Annotated in this window: 17 protein-coding genes and 1 riboswitch; of the genes, 14 read left to right on the forward strand and 3 right to left on the reverse strand. The window is 54.3% G+C overall.

Translation table 11 applies throughout. From position 1 onward, the window contains the following. The first annotated feature begins 85 nt into the window (after positions 1 to 85). Positions 86 to 1,015, forward strand: a complete 930-nt coding sequence (locus tag BCV73_RS09730) for a serine hydrolase domain-containing protein (protein WP_179231941.1) — start codon at positions 86 to 88, stop codon at positions 1,013 to 1,015. Between the two features lie 141 nt (positions 1,016 to 1,156). Here BCV73_RS09730 and BCV73_RS09735 read toward each other — a convergent pair whose 3' ends face one another. Further along, positions 1,157 to 1,477 carry a hypothetical protein gene (locus tag BCV73_RS09735; RefSeq protein WP_076167006.1) on the reverse strand — a complete coding sequence of 107 codons (321 nt, stop codon included), beginning with the start codon at positions 1,475 to 1,477 and terminating at the stop codon, positions 1,157 to 1,159. A gap of 157 nt (positions 1,478 to 1,634) precedes the next feature. On the opposite strand from BCV73_RS09735, the gene BCV73_RS09740 reads away from it, so the two are divergent. From BCV73_RS09740 to BCV73_RS09780, 9 genes are all read left to right on the forward strand, one after another. Next, entirely contained in the window at positions 1,635 to 2,357 is a 723-nt protein-coding gene (locus BCV73_RS09740) for a class I SAM-dependent methyltransferase (protein ID WP_089546930.1), read from the forward strand. A 105-nt stretch (positions 2,358 to 2,462) separates the two neighbouring features. Then, the gene (locus BCV73_RS09745; RefSeq protein ID WP_089546931.1) at positions 2,463 to 2,789 is read left to right on the forward strand and encodes a YrdB family protein; all 327 of its coding nucleotides are present in this window, start codon (positions 2,463 to 2,465) and stop codon (positions 2,787 to 2,789) included. Positions 2,790 to 2,923: 134 nt separating this feature from the next. Next, positions 2,924 to 3,028: riboswitch (TPP riboswitch) on the forward strand. 139 nt (positions 3,029 to 3,167) lie between these two features. Then, on the forward strand, positions 3,168 to 3,866 hold the full coding sequence (gene tenA, locus BCV73_RS09750; RefSeq protein WP_089546932.1) for a thiaminase II: 699 nt from the start codon (positions 3,168 to 3,170) through the stop codon (positions 3,864 to 3,866). Further along, positions 3,863 to 4,711, forward strand: a complete 849-nt coding sequence (gene thiM, locus BCV73_RS09755) for a hydroxyethylthiazole kinase (protein ID WP_481855789.1) — start codon at positions 3,863 to 3,865, stop codon at positions 4,709 to 4,711. Before tenA ends, thiM begins: the two co-directional genes overlap by 4 nt. After that, positions 4,708 to 5,523, forward strand: a complete 816-nt coding sequence (thiD, locus tag BCV73_RS09760; RefSeq protein ID WP_089546933.1) for a bifunctional hydroxymethylpyrimidine kinase/phosphomethylpyrimidine kinase — start codon at positions 4,708 to 4,710, stop codon at positions 5,521 to 5,523. The genes thiM and thiD overlap by 4 nt, the downstream gene beginning before the upstream one ends. Positions 5,524 to 5,714: 191 nt before the next feature. Continuing rightward, positions 5,715 to 7,217, forward strand: a complete 1,503-nt coding sequence (locus BCV73_RS09765; protein ID WP_089546934.1) for a carboxylesterase/lipase family protein — start codon at positions 5,715 to 5,717, stop codon at positions 7,215 to 7,217. A 235-nt stretch (positions 7,218 to 7,452) separates the two neighbouring features. Continuing rightward, complete coding sequence (locus BCV73_RS09770; RefSeq protein WP_089546935.1) at positions 7,453 to 8,736, forward strand: alpha-L-fucosidase; 1,284 nt, start codon at positions 7,453 to 7,455, stop codon at positions 8,734 to 8,736. A gap of 24 nt (positions 8,737 to 8,760) precedes the next feature. Beyond that, entirely contained in the window at positions 8,761 to 9,633 is an 873-nt protein-coding gene (locus BCV73_RS09775; protein WP_089546936.1) for a sugar phosphate isomerase/epimerase family protein, read from the forward strand. A gap of 87 nt (positions 9,634 to 9,720) precedes the next feature. Beyond that, complete coding sequence (locus BCV73_RS09780) at positions 9,721 to 10,203, forward strand: NUDIX hydrolase (RefSeq protein WP_089546937.1); 483 nt, start codon at positions 9,721 to 9,723, stop codon at positions 10,201 to 10,203. Here the strand turns inward: BCV73_RS09780 and BCV73_RS09785 are convergent. Next, a complete protein-coding gene (locus BCV73_RS09785; RefSeq protein WP_089546938.1) occupies positions 10,200 to 10,571 on the reverse strand; it encodes a hypothetical protein in 372 nt (123 codons plus the stop codon). The two genes, BCV73_RS09780 and BCV73_RS09785, sit on opposite strands and share 4 nt — an antisense overlap. A 69-nt stretch (positions 10,572 to 10,640) precedes the next feature. Next, the gene (locus BCV73_RS09790) at positions 10,641 to 11,075 is read right to left on the reverse strand and encodes an Lrp/AsnC family transcriptional regulator (RefSeq protein WP_076166974.1); all 435 of its coding nucleotides are present in this window, start codon (positions 11,073 to 11,075) and stop codon (positions 10,641 to 10,643) included. A 221-nt stretch (positions 11,076 to 11,296) separates the two neighbouring features. On the opposite strand from BCV73_RS09790, the gene BCV73_RS09795 reads away from it, so the two are divergent. From BCV73_RS09795 to BCV73_RS09810, 4 genes are all read left to right on the forward strand, one after another. Then, positions 11,297 to 12,307 carry an oxidoreductase gene (locus BCV73_RS09795; protein ID WP_089546939.1) on the forward strand — a complete coding sequence of 337 codons (1,011 nt, stop codon included), beginning with the start codon at positions 11,297 to 11,299 and terminating at the stop codon, positions 12,305 to 12,307. Positions 12,308 to 12,388: 81 nt separating this feature from the next. Further along, positions 12,389 to 13,339: an AraC family transcriptional regulator gene (locus BCV73_RS09800; RefSeq protein ID WP_089550184.1), complete on the forward strand. Its 951-nt coding sequence runs from the start codon at positions 12,389 to 12,391 to the stop codon at positions 13,337 to 13,339. Between the two features lie 213 nt (positions 13,340 to 13,552). Then, a complete protein-coding gene (locus BCV73_RS09805; RefSeq protein ID WP_089546940.1) occupies positions 13,553 to 14,467 on the forward strand; it encodes an SDR family oxidoreductase in 915 nt (304 codons plus the stop codon). Between the two features lie 150 nt (positions 14,468 to 14,617). Further along, entirely contained in the window at positions 14,618 to 15,598 is a 981-nt protein-coding gene (locus tag BCV73_RS09810) for an aldo/keto reductase (protein ID WP_089546941.1), read from the forward strand. Positions 15,599 to 15,714: the final 116 nt, after the last annotated feature.

Consider the following 15,714-nt stretch of genomic DNA (forward strand, 5'->3'; position numbering starts at 1 on the left):
ATAAAAAAGGTAACGGGCAGCAGGAAAATTATATGATGTTGGCGAACATATATTCCTATCATGATTATCATTAAGAGGAGTGTATGTGAATTTGGACAGCGTTCCTAACCAAGCAGCATTTGAGCCATTGGATGAAGTCGTCCGAAAGGCACGCACCGAATACGGTGCGTCAGCTTCATCCATTCTGGTCATACACAACGACAGGATCGTCTATGAGCAATATCATGGATTTCATCATCATAAAGGAGGAGCGGTTCCCGTTACGAAGTCCTCCATGTTCAACATTTACTCCACCCGAAAAACGTATATCTCCTGTGCAATGGCTATGGCGGCTCTGGACAACGGAGTACCGATCTCCACCCCGGTTGCAGAAGTGTTGAGCGATTACCCCGGTGAAGATTTGGGGCAGTTGACATTATGTGATTTGGCGACTGCTTCCGGCCCTAAATTTTTTCATGATATGCAATGGGAGAGGGAAGGGATTCAAGGGCAGGTAGTGAGAGCCTTGTCAGGGAAGTCTATTGCGGCGTTTCTGGAGGAGCGCGTTTTAAAGCCGCTCAGCTGCAAGGAAACCATATGGGCTACCGCGCCAACGGCCAGTCTTGTCTGCGACTATGCAACGAATCCAGCCTATGCTACGGTTCGTCTGGAATCCCATGAAGGGCATGAAAGAAACATGTATACGAGCACCAGGGATTTGGCCAAGTGGGGGTACCTGCATTTGAAACGGGGAAGCGCGGGAGGGCGTCAGCTGATTCCGTCAGCATTTTATCAGCTCAGCGACGAGTTGAAAGCAATGAATCCCGATCGCCGTATACTGGGGTGGTATCATCGCTCGGATTGGCTGTACGCTACCGGAGCGGCAGGATGCCATGTGGTTGTCTACCCGGAGCATCAGGCCGTAGGTGTCAGAATGCTCAATAAGTATACGAGCCGTTATGAAGACGACCAGCATCTTTTCAATAACGCCCTCCTGCAGTGTCTGCAGCAAGCTGGAACGACGAGCGTTCTGTAGCCAAATGCATTGCCCTTCAGAGGCGTGAAACCCGCTGAAAGCAAATAAATCAAGCGTAAAAGGCTGCCGTGAGGCAGCCTTTTACCGTTACTGGATGAGCAATGAGGAAGTGGTACGAGCATGAAAACCAGAATCTAGGGATCATGATGTCGGCCTCGGATGGCCACGGCGAGCCAATCCACGCTTCATCCCGTAAATGAGGAGATCAACCGCCGCACCGATGATGACTGCCATGACGATGGAGAGAAGATACGCCGGGAACCGTAAGGGAATAAAGTAACTGTTCGTTACGAAAGCGTGTTTATCGGACAGCCACCCCGAATACACTGGGTCATGCAGCAAGGCTTCAAGCAAGGGATTCAGCCGGATCAGTATGATGTTGGCCAAACCCTGTCCGGAGGCATCCAGTATGCAGGTGAGGATCATACATAACGTGAGCCAAAAAGAAACGCTTTTTAACAAAGACAATCCCCGCCTTCAAACTTGTTCTTGTCATTTATAACGCATCCTGCGGCAATTAAGTTATGCACAGCTTACATAAAGCTGGTTTATTTATATCCAACCTTTCTGTTGGTTGGTATAATATGGTGGTGAATAGCGAGTCTACGGAGGTGGTTGCATGAAAGAGAAGGTGCTTGAAGCTTATACCAAGCTCGCCAAGGACTATGAACTGCATACCGATTCGGACAGCGGCGCCAATGCATACTACGAGCGTCCGGCCATGCTGGAGCTGCTGCCAACGGATATGTCCGGACTCCATGCCCTTGATGCAGGCTGCGCCGCAGGATGGTATACCGAGCAGTTCGTTTCCCGGGGGGCATCGGTATCGGCGATCGATTTCAGCCCCGATATGGTGGGCGCGGCCAAACGGCGAGTCGGCAGTCAAGCGGAGATTCGGGTTCACGATCTAAGCGAACCGCTGCCTTACGGTACGAATAAGTTCGACTTGATTCTCAGTTCGCTAACGCTGCATTACATCGAAGACTGGGATCCCCTGTTCCGTGAGTTTCAGCGGGTTTTGAAGCCCGGAGGAACGTTATTGTTTTCGGTGCACCATCCGTTTATGGACTTTACCGTTTTTAAGAGACCGGATTATTTTGTACGGGAGCTGCTTGTAGACCGGTGGACGAAGAAAGAGGCAGGCAGCGTTGAAGTAACGTTCTTCCGCAGACCCCTGCAGGAAATCGTCAATATGACGTCAAGCTGGTTTGTACTGGACCGGCTTGTCGAACCAAGGCCGGTTCCCGAGTTTCTGGAGCGGCTGCCGGAGTCGGCCGACTTCTACCAGCGGATTCTGCATCACCCGCATTTTTTAATTGTGAAAGCCCACAAGCCGGAGTGAGAGGGGAAGAGTCGCTGCGGTAGGCAAGAAACAATCGGCATAATTTTACTCTGAGAATGGCTTCATTCCAAAGGCCCTGACCGGCCCAAAACGGAGGGTTTGGCAATGATTGTGATCGACCTTATCTTTTTTCTAATGGAGCTGTGCGCACTGGCAGCCTTTTGCCTGTGGGGATTTAAACTGGATACCGCCTTGTGGATCCGTATCGTGGCAGGAATAGGTTCGCCGGTCGTTGTTGCTGTTTTTTGGGGCATGTATGTCGCACCGAAAGCGACCTTCCCGGTGACGCTTCCCGTCCGGGCTGTGCTGCAGCTGATCGTATTCGGACTGGCCGCGGCTGCGCTGTACGGATCAGGTTATCGAACGGCCGCTGCCATTTATGCTGCTGTCGTCATCGTCGAGATGATCCTTTCTTACGCGTTGAAAAGATAAACACTTGAAGGTGGAAGGAGATCCGCATAAACGATCGACAAGCTTTTTCCCGGTATCCCGCCAGCAGCTTTTTTTGTTTGACAACACCGGCAAACGGAGCTACAGTTATTCATGAACTTGTAAAATATCATACGAAAATCCACTAGGGGAGCTGCGGAGGCAGCTGAGACAAGCGATCGCTTGGACCCTTTGAACCTGATCCGGTTAATACCGGCGGAGGGAAGTGGAGCAGGCCTTTACATACGCAACTTTCTTGATGAGCTACATTCAGGATGACACTGCAAATAGCGGCCGCTCCATTTCGGGGCGGCTTTTTTGTGTTGGCTCCCCCGCGCCCCGACATGCGATTTTCGTCAAAATTAACGGAGGTGCATTATCATGGCCCGTTTTACCGAAGAATTGAGACACGCGGCAGATCCTATTTATCAAGCGATTTTCAAGCATCCGTTTGTACGGGGGATTGCGGAAGGTACATTGTCCAAGGAGCAGCTGATTCACTATGTGAAGCAGGATTTTGAATATCTAAATGCCTACATCCGGATCTATGGCATTGCCATATCCCGATGCGATTGCCGGCAGACGACCGCGCTTTTCAACGAACAGATTTCGTTTATTTTGAACAGCGAAACGCATCCCCACCAAAACTTTTGTGATGTCGCCGGTGTTGCATATGAGGAACTGCAAGGCTATCCGCTGGCTCCATCGGCCAATCATTACATCCGGCATATGCTGAACGTCGCCCACGAGGGGGGACTAGAAGATATTGTAGCTGCGCTGTTACCTTGCCCGTGGACCTATACGGAAATCGGCCAACGTCTTCTGGAGGAAGTCCAGCCGGAGAAATCCCATCCGTTTTATGAATGGATGCACTTTTACGGTGACCGGGAAAGCGGCGTGACGGTACAGCTGCGGCAGCTGCTCGACGAATGGGCGGAGGGCCTTCCTCCCGCAAGAAAAAAACGGCTGATGGAGCATTTTCTGACCAGCTGTCAGCTGGAGTACATGTTCTGGGATATGGCGTTTACGCTTGAGGATTGGCCGGTTTCCCTGGCTGCAGCGGAAGGGGTGGGACGATGACCGCCGATATGTTTCCGTCCGGACTCATCCAGCTTCCTTTACGGATAAAAGAGCAGCGTCCGCTCATTCACAACATAACGAATGTGGTCGTGACCAACTTTACGGCCAACGGCCTGCTTGCCCTTGGCGCCTCCCCGGTTATGGCCTATGCCAAAGAGGAGGTGGCCGATATGGCTCCGGGCGCCCAAGCCGTCGTCCTGAATCTCGGAACCCTGAGCAGCGAATTGGTGGAAGCGGCGATCATCGCCGGCCGATCGGCTAATGATCATGGCGTTCCGGTGTTCCTGGATCCCGTCGGCGCGGGAGCGACCGCATTTCGCACGGAGGCTGCGCTGCGGATTTTGCGCGAGGTCCGCGTATCACTGGTTCGGGGCAACGCAGCGGAGGTTGCCCATCTCATTGGTGAATCCGGCGCGATAAAAGGCGTCGACGCAGGGGAGGCCGGGGAATCCGCTCCCGCCGACTTGGCGGCACGGGCGGCACACCGTCTGGGGACGCTCGTCGCCATTACCGGGCAAGAAGATGTGATCACCGACGGAACGAGAGGATACTTGATCCGGGGCGGACATCCGATGCTGACCCAAGTCACCGGAACCGGCTGCTTGCTGACATCGGTGATCGCCGCCTTTGGAGCAGTCGAATCCGATCTGCTGTCCGCCGGCGCGGCCGCCTTGGCGTACTACGGTGAAGCGGCCGTTCGGGCATTTGAGCGGGCAGGCTTTGAGGGGCCGGGAAGCTTCCAAATCGCTTTCCTCGACGCGTTGTCTGTAATGGACCGGCATCCGCTGGAGGAAGGAACCATTACCGCTCTTCTGGAGTCGGCAGGAAGGGGATTTGTGCAATGAGCATCTCGAAAGCATTGACGGTAGCCGGTTCTGACAGCGGCGGCGGGGCAGGCATCCAGGCGGATATCAAAACGTTCCAGGAGCTCGGCGTATTCGGTATGTCGGCCATTACAGCCATTACCGTTCAAAACACACTCGGGGTACAAGGCGTTTATCCGCTTCCTGCGGCTGCGGCAGCTGAACAAATGGATGCCGTGGGCACCGACCTCGGCGTGGATGCGGTCAAAACCGGTATGCTGTTCAGCGCGGATATTATTGAGGCCGTCGCAGGACGTATAGCCGCTTTTGGCTGGAGGAATGTGGTCGTCGACCCGGTTATGGTCGCCAAAGGCGGCGCGCGGCTGCTGCAGCAGGACGCGGTAGACGCGCTGAAGAACAAGCTGCTGCCGCTGGCTGCTGTCGTCACGCCGAACATTCCGGAGGCGGAAGTGCTCGCGGGGATGGCGATCCGGTCGATGGAGGAACGCTGCGAGGCGGCCTACCGCATCGCGGCTTACGGTCCGGCGATGGTTGTGATCAAGGGCGGACATGACGAATCGTCTGACAAGGCGGTTGATCTTACTTTCGACGGAAAATCCTTCTCGACCCTGGAAGGGAGTCGGATTGACACGCGTCATACGCATGGAACGGGATGCACCTTCTCGGCTGCGATCGCCGCTGAGCTGGCTAAAGGGAACCCGGTCAACGAGGCCGTACGGACGGCCCGTGAATTCATTCAGGCGGCCATCGAGAACGCGCTCGGCATTGGCGGCGGGAGCGGTCCGACGAATCATTGGGCCTACCGCAGCCAAAAGGAAGGGGCGGCAAGATAGAGGCAGCCGATACCTGCCTGCTTCACAAGCGATTAGCACCTGTCTATATAGACAGGTTTTTTTCTTGGCGCTGGCTTCCTTAAGTGGTCGTCGATAGATGGTTTTTTGCACCGGGCTTCGGTTAGGCTTTGTCCAATTTTTAGTGTTACAATGGTAGAACGATTCCAACGCTAGAAAGGATGTTAACGAAATTGGACCAACTCCTCATCCGTACTCATGATGGCCTGATTCAAGGATATGTTCAGAACGGCGTCCGGACTTGGAAGGCGATTCCTTACGCCGAGCCCCCCGTCGGCGAGCGGCGTTTCCGGAAACCGCTTCCTGCACGGCCATGGGCAGGCGTCAGATCCGGGGACATGACGGTACCGCTTGCGCCGCAGCCCGTCAACCCTACGGGTGGCGCTTTTAGACTGAAACGGGATCAGATCCCGCAGTCCGAGGACTGCCTGTACGTCAATGTGTGGGCCCCTGACGAGCCGGCATCGCAGCCGCTTCCGGTCATGGTGTGGATCCATGGCGGCGCCTTCGTGACGGGCGGCGGCGGACTTCCCATTTACGACGGCTCCGAGCTGGCGCGCCGGGGAGGCTTGATTGTCGTCAGCCTCAGCTACCGCCTGGGTCCTCTCGGTTTTACGCATTTTTCCCCATTTTCCGGAGAGTCCGAAGACGGTTATGTAAGCAACGCCGGTCTGCTGGATCAAATCGAAGCGCTGCGCTGGGTAAAGCACAACATCGCCGCTTTCGGCGGAGATCCTCAGCAGGTAACCGTATTTGGTGAGTCGGCGGGAAGTATGAGCATTGCGACGCTGCTCGCAATGCCTGCGGCACAAGGCTTGTTCACCCGGGCGATTATGCAGAGCGGGGCTTCCCAGGCGATCTCGGACTCCCATGGCAGGCTGCTTACGAAGGGACTGCTGGATATCCTTGGCATTCCGGAAGATCAGCTGGATCGGCTGCAAGAAGTACCGGCAGAGGATATCCTAAGAGCGGCAGACGAGTTAAAACAGGCGGCGGGAGCAAGTGCCGTCATGCTGTTCCAGCCGGTCGTCGACGGGGAGCTGCTGCCTGTGACGCCCTTGGAAGCGGTGGCCGCCGGTTCCGCGGCCGGCATCGAGATCATCATTGGTACGAACCGGGATGAGGGGGCGCTTTTTATACCGGAAGGCATGCCGATGCTGACCAAGGAACAAAACGCCCGGGCGTATACAGCGGTGACCGGATCGAAGGAAGCGGCGAGCTGGATCGAAGCATATCCGGCCACCGTGGAGGGACAGCGACAGGCGATGACCGAGCTGTTCTTCTGGAGGTCGGCCCTTCAGTTCGCAGAAGCCCAGCTGCCGCATGCGGCGGTATGGATGTACCGTTACGATTATGCGATGGTGCCGGGCGATCCGCTGCTGGGAACGGCCTTTCATTCAGCCGAAATTCCGTTTGTGTTTAACAATCTCGACTTGCTTGCAGGCGCAGGTATGCCGGTGAACGAAGAGATGAGGAGCGTGGCGGATCGCATGCAGGAGGCCTGGACGTCTTTTGCCAAGCGCGGACAGCCCTCAACGCCTTCTCTGCCGTGGCCTGCGTACGATGCGGAGGAACGCTGGACGATGGTGTTCGGTGCAGACAGCGCGGTTACCCGTGATCCGGACGCGGACAAACGGCGGATGCTGACCGGCGTGTCTGACAGGAGAACAACTTAAACTTCCTATGCCAAAAGGTCACGCCTGGGAATCCAGGTGTGACCTTTTTATCATAAACCATGACGGTATTCATTGATGACTAGATTTCGTGCGAAAAAAGTGAATTTGAATAAAAGGGTATCCCGGATGCCGGAACGAAGAATAAGGGAGTGCCGTCCGGCAGTGCAGTAAGCAAGTCTGTCGAATTTTGCTGCGGCACAAGTCAAGAAAACAGCTATTGGAGGGCGAATAGGGCATGAATCCGCGTTTTGAAAGAACGGCAACATTAATGAACGACCGCTTTGGCCTGTTTATTCATTGGGGATTGTATGCGATTCCGGCCAGAGGCGAATGGGTACGGAGCCAGGAGCGCATCACGAATGAACAGTACCAAGCCTATTTTGAGGAGTTTAATCCGACTCTGTATGATCCGCGTGCATGGGCCAAGGCGGCCAAAGCGGCCGGACAGCGCTACGCCGTGCTGACGACCAAGCATCACGACGGCTTCTGCTTGTTTGACAGCGAGCTGACGGATTACAAGGCAACGAATACGCCGGCTGGAAGAGACCTGATCCGCGAGTATGTCAATGCGTTTCGCGAAGAGGGGCTGCAGGTCGGTTTCTATTATTCCTTGATCGATTGGTACCATTCGGATTATCCTGCCTTCGGCGACCGCCAGCACCCAATGCGTGCGGAAGAATCGTACAAGAACCGGGAGGAGCAATTCGACCGGTATTTGGAGTATATGCACGGACAGGTCCGGGAACTGCTGACTAACTATGGAAAAATCGATATGATGTGGTTCGATTTCTCATATGATGATATGACCGGCGAAAAGTGGCGCGCCACCGAGTTGATCCGGATGATCCGCTCCCTGCAGCCGGACATCGTCATCGACAACCGCTTGGGCGGCAATATTATGGCGGCGGAGCCGGAGGAATACGCGGGTGACTTCTTCTCGCCTGAACAGATTATTCCGCCGCGCGGCATCGTGAATGACCTGGGCGAGCCGATTCCGTGGGAGGCATGTATCACTCTAAACGACCATTGGGGCTACCATGCGACGGACAAAAACTATAAGTCTCCGAGACAGGTCATCCGTGCGCTGGTGGAATGCGTCAGCAAAAACGGCAATTTGCTCCTAAACGTCGGACCGGACGCCAAAGGGGAAATTCCGAAGGAGTCCCTGGCCATTTTGTCCGTTGTCGGTGAATGGCTGCGCCGGAACGGGGACAGCATTTACGGCTGCGGGATTGCTGCACTTCCCAAGCCGGAGTGGGGGCGGTATACGCAAAAAGGCAATAAGCTGTACGCCCACATTTTTGACCGCGGCATCGGACCGATCTACTTCCAGGGACTGAAGGGGAAGATCAAGAAGGCCCGCCTGCTGTCGGACGGCAGCGAGCTGCACGTGGAAACGCCTTGGATGGCCGATCAATATTCGGATACGGACAGCGGCGCGTTTATTCACCTGGCAGGCGGCGATCTGCCGGATGAACTGGATACGGTCATCGAACTGGAACTGACAGAAGAAATTTAACAACAGACCGGAGGGATTACGCGAATGAAGCCTGGAGTAAGTACATACAGCCTTTTGCAAGCGATTAAGGCGGGAGAGATGACCGTACTGGACGTCATCGACTGGATTGCGGAGCAGGGCGGGGAACATATGGAGATCGTACCGTACGGATTTACGCTGGAGGATCAGCCGGAGCTGGCCGATGCGGTTCGTGAGCGGGCCGCTGCCAAAGGAATCGAGCTGTCCAATTATTCGATGCCGGCCAACTTCGTGCAGGATACGCCGGAAGCCTTTGAAGAGGAAATTGAACGCATCAAGCGGCATGTGGACACCGTTCACCGATTGGGCATGAAGCATATGCGTCATGACGTGACAGCATTTACGCTGCCGCCGGAGAAGCGGGGCATCGATTATCTCGAAGCCAACCTGGACCAGATCGTCGAAGGCTGCCGGCGAATCGCCGATTATGCGGCGGGGTTCGGCATCACGACCACCGTCGAGAATCACGGCATGAGCGTTCAGGCCAGTGACCGTGTTCAGCGCGTGCTGCAGGCCGTGGACCGTCCCAATTTCAAAACGACGCTCGATATCGGTAACTTCCTCTGTGTCGATGAGCAGCCGCTTGTCGGCGTCAAACGGAATCTCCCCTACGCATCGCTTGTGCACGTGAAGGATTTCTATATCCGTCCGGCGGACCAAAATCCGGGAGGCGGCGCCTGGTTTCTTACCTCACACGGCAACTATTTGCGGGGAGCTATCTTCGGGCAGGGCGATATTGACGTTCGGCGGGTGCTCCGTTTGATCAAGGAATCCGGCTACGACGGTTACATTACGCTGGAGTTCGAGGGCATGGAGGAGTGCCGCGAGGGCACGAAGCTTGGCCTTGAAAACCTGAAGAGGATCTGGGACGAAGTCTAAAGCACTTCGATAGGGAAGCGGCTGCCGGGCCTACCCGGCAGCCTTGTTTTTTGTAGAAACATAATCATTTACTTGGAGGTTGATTGCATGACGATGCCTACGCATATCGGAGCCGTCGGAGGTTTTGTTGAGAATGGCCGCGGGGATATCCTCTTGGTCAAGACACGGCACGGTGGATGGGTTTTTCCCGGCGGCCAGGTGGAGAATGGTGAGAACCTGATGGATGCCCTGACCAGAGAAATCAAGGAAGAGAGCGGAATTGATACCGAAGTGTCGCATCTGATCGGGATTTATTCCAATACGGGCAGCTACCTGTGGCATGACGGACAAACCCCGGTTCCGACCAAGCTGATGCTGGACTTTGTATGTACACCGACGGGAGGGGAGCTGTGCACATCCGAAGAAACTTCAGACAGCCGCTGGGTGCCAAAAAGTCAGGTGCTCGACCTCGTAACCGCGCCGGCCATCCGGCTGCGCTATCAGGCTTACCTGGACTTTACCGGTAAAATCCATTATATGGAGTACATCACAAGACCGGAATTTGAGGTTAAGCTGCAGAGAACGCTTTAATCCGAATGTAACGCTCCAGGCTCGGGGCGGGCCCATTTGACCCATACCCGATAAATAGTTGTTTTATCGACGTGCTGCTCGTCGGCAAACACCTCACGCCTGCCGTAACCCGCGGTCTTCGCTTTCATCAGCTCCCATACCAGGGCGCTGGCGATCTTCGGATCGGCCGTCCGGTACCCGTCATACTCCCAGCCGAGTTTGTTATAGGGTTCGTCCAAGGCCCATACTTGGGCTTCGTACGTCGAATCAAACGTCATTTCTTCATCATGCCAGATCAAACCGGACAAGTCGTGCTGCTTCAATCCATCGCCCGTACCTTGGGTTACAAGCTCGAAAAATGGCACAGGCTTGTTTCCATCATCCTTCATGTTCTGTCATCCCCCAATTATCCATTCAACGAAACGCTGTACTAGCGGTACATAAGTTCATGCGGATGCTTATGGTTCGTCCAGTGCAAAAGCTTTGGAATCAAACGTCGTTGACAGCACGGTGATCGTCTGCGTGAAGCCGTACTTGCTGCAGGCCATCCGGAACTCCTCCAGCGATTGCATCGAAGCCGCAACCACCTTCAGGATAAAATTATATTGACCGCTGATTTGATGCAGCTCAAGCACGTCGGGAGACTGGGAGCAGAATTCGGTCAATGCGTTGCAATGATCGGCCTGCACGAGAATAAACGCGGTGATCGGTTTGCCTATTTTATCAGGAGACAGCACCGCCCGGTAGGATGCTATGACGCCTTTATCCTCCAGCTTGCGGATCCGCTCGGTCACGGCCGGACCGGACATGTTGATCATGCGGCCCAGCTCGGAAATGGAAATACGGGCATCCTTTTGCAGAATATCTAAAATACGCAGGTCAATTTGGTCCATAAAGTGAACTCCTTTCGTCATTTGAACATATCCAGGCAGAGCAAGCCTCTTGATTCAGATTCCGGACAGAACCTTCAAATTATAAATTCCGGATCGGTGAATAACTTCAAATTCAAAGTATATGGGTAGGAATAACTTGGTTTTTGTATGTAACGCTGCCCTTGTGACTCTTACAATGGAGTTAAGAAATCCATATACAAGAGTCTTAGGAGGAGTTTACCATGAAAACCATCATATATAGCGAAAAACATATTGGTCGTCTGAAGCTGAGCAACCGATTGATCGTTTCCCCCATGCAGCAGAACCAGGGGACGCCCGAAGCGTTCGCCACCGATTATCACGTAAACCACTACGGACGGCTTGCCGGCGGAGCCGCAATGGTCATGCTGGAATCGACCGGGGTATCACCGAACGGAAGGCTCTTCAGCAACGACATCGGCATCTTTACAGATGAGCATGTCGCCCCTTTGAAAAAAGTGGTCGAAGCCGTTCACGCCAAAAACACGCCGGTTTTCATTCAGCTTACGCATGGCGGCAGAAAGTCGTGGAGAAACGGGGGATCTCGTCTGCTAGCACCGAGTCCGATTGCCTACGACGACGAATACGGGATTCCGGAAGAAATGAGCTTGTCGGATATCCAGAGCGAAATTGAAAATTTCCGGCAAGCTGCCAGAAGAAGCCTGGAAGCCGGCTTTGACGGCATCGAAGTGCACGCGGCACACGGCCATTTGGTGCATCAGTTCCTCTCCCCGCTGTCCAACCACCGGACAGATGCATATGGCGGCTCGCCGGAAAAACGAACCCGGTTTCTCCGTGACATTTTGGAAGCCGTCCGCTCGGAGGTGGGACGCGACTATCCGGTATTGATCCGCGTATCCGCGTCCGATTTTACCGAAGGGGGCCTTACGCCCGTAGATGTGGCGAAAATTTCCGCTTCCCTGGAGCCGCTGATCGATGCCGTCGACGTATCTTCCGGAGGCCTGCTCCCGGTCAATCCCGCCGCGACGCCCGACGGATATCAGGTACCCTATGCCTCCATTATAAAGCAATACGTGAGTATTCCCATCATTGCCGTGGGTAAAATTTACTCCAAAGAGCTTGCCGAGTTCATCCTAACGGATCGACTGGCGGACTTTATCGCCATTGGTCGGCCGCTGCTGGGCAATCCGGAGTATATACGCAGCACTTTTTTTACTTCTGAGACAGAAGCCGTCGGTGTTCATTCTAATTAAGCCTTGAGATGAAAGAGTATCGAAGCTATCTTTAAGGGAGGAAGTATATGATATGAGGAGTTGTTAAAAACGGTGCAGCTAATGAATGAACATGCGGTTCCATCGGCATATCCTGACGCCAGGGGGACACTTGAAGCCGAAACAGCCCGGCTGATACAGCTGATCTACCTGTATGCTCCGCATGACGGTGCCTTTGATCAGCGCATCCCTGGTTTGTTCATCGGACGCTATTCAAGAGTAGATATGGACAACGTTAAAACCTTTTACTCGCCTTCTTTGGGAATCGTTGTGCAAGGAGCCAAGGACATCACGGTCGGGAAGGAGGTTCATCGAATCGGCCAATCGGATATGTTTGTGACACCCGCGGCCCTGCCGGTTGCTGTTCAGACCACACAAGCAAGTCATTCCGAGCCGCTGCTCGGTGTCAGACTGGATCTGGATCCGCAAAGAATCGCCGAGTTGGTCCTGAAAGTGTATCCCCAGGGACTGCCTCCAATTCATGAACGGAGCGCATGCTACGTCACTAACGCAGACTTAGGCATAGTAAGGACGATGTCAAGACTGATAGAGTATCTATTTCACCCCGGCGATGCCGAATTGCTGGCTCCACTCGCAGTGGATGAGATTTTAATACGGCTTCTGCGCAGCCCCGTCGGCGTTCATGTTGCCGAAATGGGTTTTGCTGACTCGGAAATGCAGCCTGTGGTGAAGGCCATTGCTTGGCTCCGCGACCATTTTTCTCAGCAAATAAAGGTTGAAAACTTAGCGGAATTGGAGCATATGAGTGTGTCCACTTTTTACAAGCATTTTAAGTCAGTCACGTCGATGAGCCCGCTGCAATACCAAAAGGCGCTGCGCCTTCAAGAAGCCCGGCATCTGATGTTATCTCGCCAAATGGACGCGACCACTGCATGCCGGCTTGTAGGGTATGTAAGCGACTCCCAGTTCAGCCGGGATTACAGCGCTTATTTCGGACACCCGCCAAGAAGGGACGTTTCCAGATTGCGTCAAAGAGAACGAATCACGGACTGACCGAACGGTATGGTGTGGGTGAGGCCAGGGTTCGATCAGATTCGGGAAGCATACCAGAATATCAGGCAAAGAGTGGCGAGAATCAGGCAAAGATCGGGGTGAGCTGTGGAGTATGCTAGGTTTAGCGCTGGATCAGCGGCAAGGGGATAAGAGATCCCCGCCGCAAGAGATGCAAGCAGCTAAACTACTTTACAGCTTTAGGAGGACTTTACTATGCGTGTTTTTGTTACAGGAGCAACCGGCTTTATCGGTTCCGCTGTCGTCCGAGAACTCTTGGGTGCCGGACATCATGTGGTGGGGCTTGCCCGCTCAGACAAATCGGCTGAAGCATTGGCTGCCGCCGGGGTTGAGGTGCATCGGGGCAACCTCCACGATCTCGACAGCCTTAAAGCTGGCGCGGAGGCATCGGAAGGTGTCATTCACACGGCTTTTAACACGGATTTTAACAACTTTGACGAAACCACGAACTTTATAGACACCGCCGAAGCGGACCGGCGAGCGATCGAGACGTTGGGCGAAGCGCTCGCGGGAACGAATCGATCCCTCGTTGTCACATCCGGTACGGCCCTTCTTAGACCGGGGCGTCTCGCGATGGAAGAGGACCCGCTGGATTCACAGTCGTTCGCAGCGCTTCGGATCCCATCCGAAGAGACGGCACTGTCATTCGCCCAACGAGGTGTGCGCGTATCGGTGGTGCGGCCCCCGTTGTCCGTACACGGCCAAGGGGATCATGGATTCATCCCGGCACTCATCCATCTAGCCAAGACCAAAGGTTTCTCGGCATACTTAGGTAATGGTTCTAATCGATGGTCGGCTGTGCACCTTCTTGACCTCTCGCATCTGTTCCGGTTGGCCTTGGAAAAGGCTCCTGCCGGCGCACGGCTGCACGGTGTCGGCGAAGAAGCAATCCCGTTTCAAAATATCGCCAATGTCATTGGCCAACGCCTTGAAGTGCCAGTAAAAGCCATTTCCCCCGAGAAGGCTGATGAACATTTTGGTTTTCTTGCGGCCATGGTAAAGATGGACAACCCGGCCTCAAGCACCCAGACTCAAGAGCAATTGGGATGGTCTCCTGTGCAGCCTGGATTGATTGCTGACATCGATCAGAACTACTTTACAAACGAATGACTCGGACATTCCCGGCTCAGACTGTCGACAAACCTTGTCGGCAGTTTGCATGTGAATTGGTTCTTCCAAAATCGCCTGTATTGGCTCTGATCATAAGCCATTCTGCTTATTATAATGAAGCCATGCACAAGCGAAAGGGAGGAAATGTTGATGAACAGAACCTTGGGATCATCCGGTATTCCTGTAAGTCCGCTGGGGCTCGGCTGCTGGGCGATTGGCGGAAACTTTACGCTCGGCGGCCTGCCTGACGGATGGGGCGAGGTGGACGATACGGAATCGGAGGTGGCCATCCATACGGCGCTGGATATGGGAGTTACCTTCTTTGATACGGCCGACGCTTATGGAACCGGACATAGTGAAGAGGTGCTGGGGCGTGCGGTCAAGGGGCGCCGCGATCAAGTGGTCATCGCTACCAAATTCGGATTTCTGCAGGACGCCGCGAACAGGGAAGTGCATTTGCGTTACGACGTCTCGCCCTCCTATGTCCGCTTTGCCTGCGAGCGTTCGCTCCGGCGGCTGGGGACCGATTACATCGATTTGCTGCAAATTCACCCGGGTTCATTGACCCGCGAAGAGATGGAGTCCGTGATCGATCCGCTGGAACGTCTGCGTGGGGAGGGGCTTATCCGAGCATACGGGTGGAGCACGGGTGATGCGGAGAACGCCGAATTTTTCGCCAGCCGGTCGCATGCAGCCGCCATTCAGCATGAGCAAAATGTTTTCCATGACAACCGCGACGTCGTGGCCGTATGCGAGCGGTTGGGTCTTGCAAGCATTAACAACACGCCGCTGGCGATGGGTCTTTTGAGCGGCAAATTCCGGCCGGAGACAAGCCTGCCGAATACGGATGTCAGAGGCAGCGGGCATGACTGGGTGAGGTACTTTAAAGACGGCAGCCCCCTTCCCGAGTTCATTGAGAAGCTTGACGCCATCAAAGAAATTTTGACGAGCGGCGAGCGGACGCTGGTGCAGGGAGCCCTTGCCTGGTTGTGGGCAAGAAGCGATGCCGCGATCCCGATTCCGGGCTTTAAAACGAGACGGCAGGTGGAGGAACTGGCAGGTGCTGTATCCCTTGGCCCATTATCTGCTAAACAAATGCAAGAAATCGATGCGATGGTGAACAGCTTCTAGCAAAGTTAGCAAGCAGATATATGTATGAATGGACCCTCACGGTATTTCCGTGGGGGTTTGTTAATTCACAGAATTGTAATGTCAGTATGAAGAGAATGTTAAATTTTCGTATGATT

This window comes from Paenibacillus sp. SSG-1 (assembly GCF_002224835.1).
GTDB classification, from domain to species: domain Bacteria; phylum Bacillota; class Bacilli; order Paenibacillales; family Paenibacillaceae; genus Paenibacillus_AQ; species Paenibacillus_AQ favisporus.